Below are 3,305 nucleotides of genomic sequence, written 5' to 3' on the forward strand. Positions count from 1 at the left end.
CCACAGCCGACATCATAAAGCTCGTGGATCCCTGGCAGTGAATGATCGCCTTTATCTCCTCGTATCCCGTCTCCTCAGCAACTTTGGATACCGCTGCGGGATGATCATATTTGGCCGCCTGGTCCAGATTCCATTCATTCGGAGCAAATTCAATGCTTGCCCGCCAATTTTCCAACCACACGTCATATCCTTCCCGCACGAGGTAATCCACGATATCGGTTTCCACTGGAGCCCTGAAAATATTGGCTCTTACCCCTGCTCCATGAACGAGTACCACCGGACCTTTAGGGGGGCGCTCTTCCGCTTTTACATTGATAAGGTTACAGTGCATGCCGTCGCCTGTTTCATAAGGGAGGGTCCGCTCCAGGTATGTTTTTTTAGTGTTCACAATCATCAGAGATATACATCTACAATATTTTCCGAGAAAAATTTCAGAAATTTTCCCTGGTATTTAAGCTTATCAATGGTCTGATCCGTACCGGTTACTTCCACCGTCGTAATCTGCTTTTTAAAATCGCTGGGCTTGATGGTGAGGATCCCCCTGCCAAGGACGGGGTCTTGTTCGGAACCCCCGTCGTGCACGGTCATAAACAGGGTGGTGGTATCCCGCCAGACATCAAATCCCGGGTCGTCATGCAGATGTTTGTATCCCCTGAAGAAGTATTCGTCGCCTTCTTCTGCATGCAGCTTCATCCGGTATCGCATATACCGGGCATTTTCCCCGGGAGAGTCAACAAATAAATTAAATTTACCTTCCGAAACCGAAAGATCATCATGGGAAAGCATCGGCGCCCGGACGGTACCGATAATGTTTGCCGGATGCCGGGGATCCTCCAGCATCCTGTTCAAGTCATCCGTCCGAATAGTCAACACAAAAGAAAAAGGAGAGTGATTCGCCTTTCCCGCTTCATAGCCTGTTTCGTAGTCCCCGGCACCCGGTGCAAAATAGCCCGTCATCCGCTCGGTAAATTGAATGCCGTGTTTGGGATCCCCCGTCTCTTCCGGTCGGTCGGTATGCTGACGATAGTCGATAGTCCACCCGTAATCGTCGGCGATGTACTTGCAGTTCCGCTCGGCCAGGGCAGAAATAGTCAGCAACGGGTTTACGCCCAGGGTCCGGGGAATAACAGAGCCATCGCTTACATACAGCCCTTTGTAAGTCTGAGCCCCGTTGGTATTATCGAAGACCTGTCCCTTGTGGTTAACCACCCCGCCTGTGGCATCTTCCCCCATGATTGCTCCCCCCAGAGGATGCACCGTAGTGAGTCGATGTTTGAACAGCTTATTCCAGGTCGGATTTTTAATGTAGGTGCCCCCGAGCCGTTTTGTAACCATTTCAAGATTCCGGTTCACTTTTTGGAAGATGGACTGCTTGCCCACATCATCCCAGTTAATCCGTATGCGATCGTCTTTTAAGAAACACTCGCCCTTTCCATCGTCGTGGGTCATCACCAGGTAGGTCATGGTGTTACCGGTAGCGCCCCGGTATGCGCCGCCCAGCAGAGATCTCAGTTTACGCCACAGTTCCCGAAAGAAATCAGCAAACCCCCGATCGGTATCCTTTCCGATAAATTTGGAGGAAAAGGCCAGCATCCAGGGTACAAAAGCGGACAGGGCCCCCGGAATCACGCCTTCTTCGATCACCATTCCTTCCTTTTTCCTACCATTGGTATATCTGTTTTTTCGCAGATCTATGATACCGGTAATGCAGGGACCGACGGGACGATCTTTATCCGGCTCTTTGTGTCCCATTCCAATAGCATTGGCGTCAACGTCATTATTATAGCCGAATCCCAGGAAGTCGCCATTGCCGGTAAAACGCTGACCCAGCATGTCCGACACTTCCAGTCCGTTTTCTTTTGATCGCAGCAGTATCTCCGTGGTTCCGAGGGTGCCGGCCGCGAGGATGACGATATCAGCGGTGACGAAGTTTGTGGATTCCCCGAATTTTTTACGTCCCGCATTCATGATCTTATAACGCACTACCCATTGCTCCTGGTGGCGTTCGATTCGGTCTACGGCTGCTTCTGTAAAAATTTCCGCTCCGTGATTTTTGGCATCCGGCAGGTAGTTCATGAGCGTGGTATTCTTGGCCCCGTAATTGCAGCCGGTCACACAATCCCCGCAGCCGTTGCAGGCATTTTGAAACACGCCGACATGATTTTCCCCCTCCTCGAAACGTACATTGACAGGGGGACGGTAATAAGCGCCGTCCTCCCAGTTACTTGAGGCCGATTCCATCGCTTTTAACTTTGCAGGTGTCAGCCAGTCCCCCGGATAGGGCGTCGGCTTGAGCATATCTTTTGCTAACTGGAAACACTCATCCAGGGTTTCCCTATCCGCTTGTAAAGCGGACGGCCATTCCTCTGAAGCCATCACCCAATCTTCCGGAGGCAAAGAGACATTCGCATTTACCAGCGAAGTGCCTCCCAGGCCGCATCCCTGGAATACATTGATATCTTCATTAAAGCGAAAGTCGTAAAGTCCCGTTTCCGAGCCAATGTGTTTTCCCTCCACATCCATTTGCATCTCTTTGGCAGCTTCCGCTTCCCCGTTCGGATATTCTCCCGGATGCAGTTCTTTTCCTTTTTCCAGCAGACAAACCGATTGTCCCGCTCTGGCCATCCGGGAGGCACTGATGCTTCCTCCGTAGCCGGATCCCACAACAACCACCCGGTAATGTTCCTTCATTTGTTCAAAAGGGAGTGATAATCGTACCATGTTGGTTTCCTCAGTTATTTGCGTCGAATCACGATTGGATCCTCTATTAGATCATATTTCAGGTCAACCTCCGGTGAATACCACGGCTGTTCTCCCTCGACCCCGGCGTTATATTGCCAGTTACGGCATGCAGCGGGAATCTTAACAGGATATATAGTCAGTTCTTTCGGGGAGATCTTGATGCGTATGAAGTTTTTATAATCTTCTCCCCGAAAAGAAGAAAAAGCTTCTGTATCATGTGTTTTCAGAAGCAGGATTGCGACCAACAAGTACATGGCCATCGCGTATCCACTGAAAAGCCATCCCAGAACGGCAGCTATCATACCACCGGCTGCCATACTCGTCATGCTGACCGGGATGGTCCCGAAAAGAGCAATCAGTAACGAAACGGTAATCCACAGGGAAGCGAGGATCAACAGAAGTTGAAACAAACCATGAAGGATACCCAAAATCCAACAGGTGATATTCTCTTTTCGATTTTTATCGGCAAAGGCCAGGATGCCGGAAAAAATAATCAGAAGCAGGAAGGATATTTCAGGATTATAGAACAATAGATTTTTGTAGAGCTGGAGTGCTTCGGCTGC

General features: G+C 50.1%; 2 protein-coding genes and 1 pseudogene. All 3 read right to left on the reverse strand.

Annotated features, from left to right (window positions below; all coding sequences use genetic code 11):
* Positions 1-394: pseudogene (locus ACESLU_RS13330) on the reverse strand (esterase); the annotation flags it as partial.
* Positions 394-2,721: a GMC family oxidoreductase N-terminal domain-containing protein gene (locus ACESLU_RS13335; RefSeq protein WP_372639122.1), complete on the reverse strand. Its 2,328-nt coding sequence runs from the start codon at positions 2,719-2,721 to the stop codon at positions 394-396. The gene ACESLU_RS13335 and the pseudogene ACESLU_RS13330, both read right to left, overlap by 1 nt.
* 14 nt (positions 2,722-2,735) lie before the next feature.
* Positions 2,736-3,305, reverse strand: a 570-nt coding sequence (locus ACESLU_RS13340; RefSeq protein WP_372639123.1) for a hypothetical protein, incomplete at its 5' end; no start/stop codon positions are given.

It is taken from the genome of Fodinibius sp. (assembly GCF_041642155.1).
Lineage (GTDB): Bacteria > Bacteroidota > Rhodothermia > Balneolales > Balneolaceae > Fodinibius.

Coding starts and splice junctions, on each gene's coding strand:
- ACESLU_RS13335 (WP_372639122.1), bottom strand. CDS start 2,721: ATGGTACGATTATCACTCCCTTTTGAACAAATGAAGGAACATTACCGG.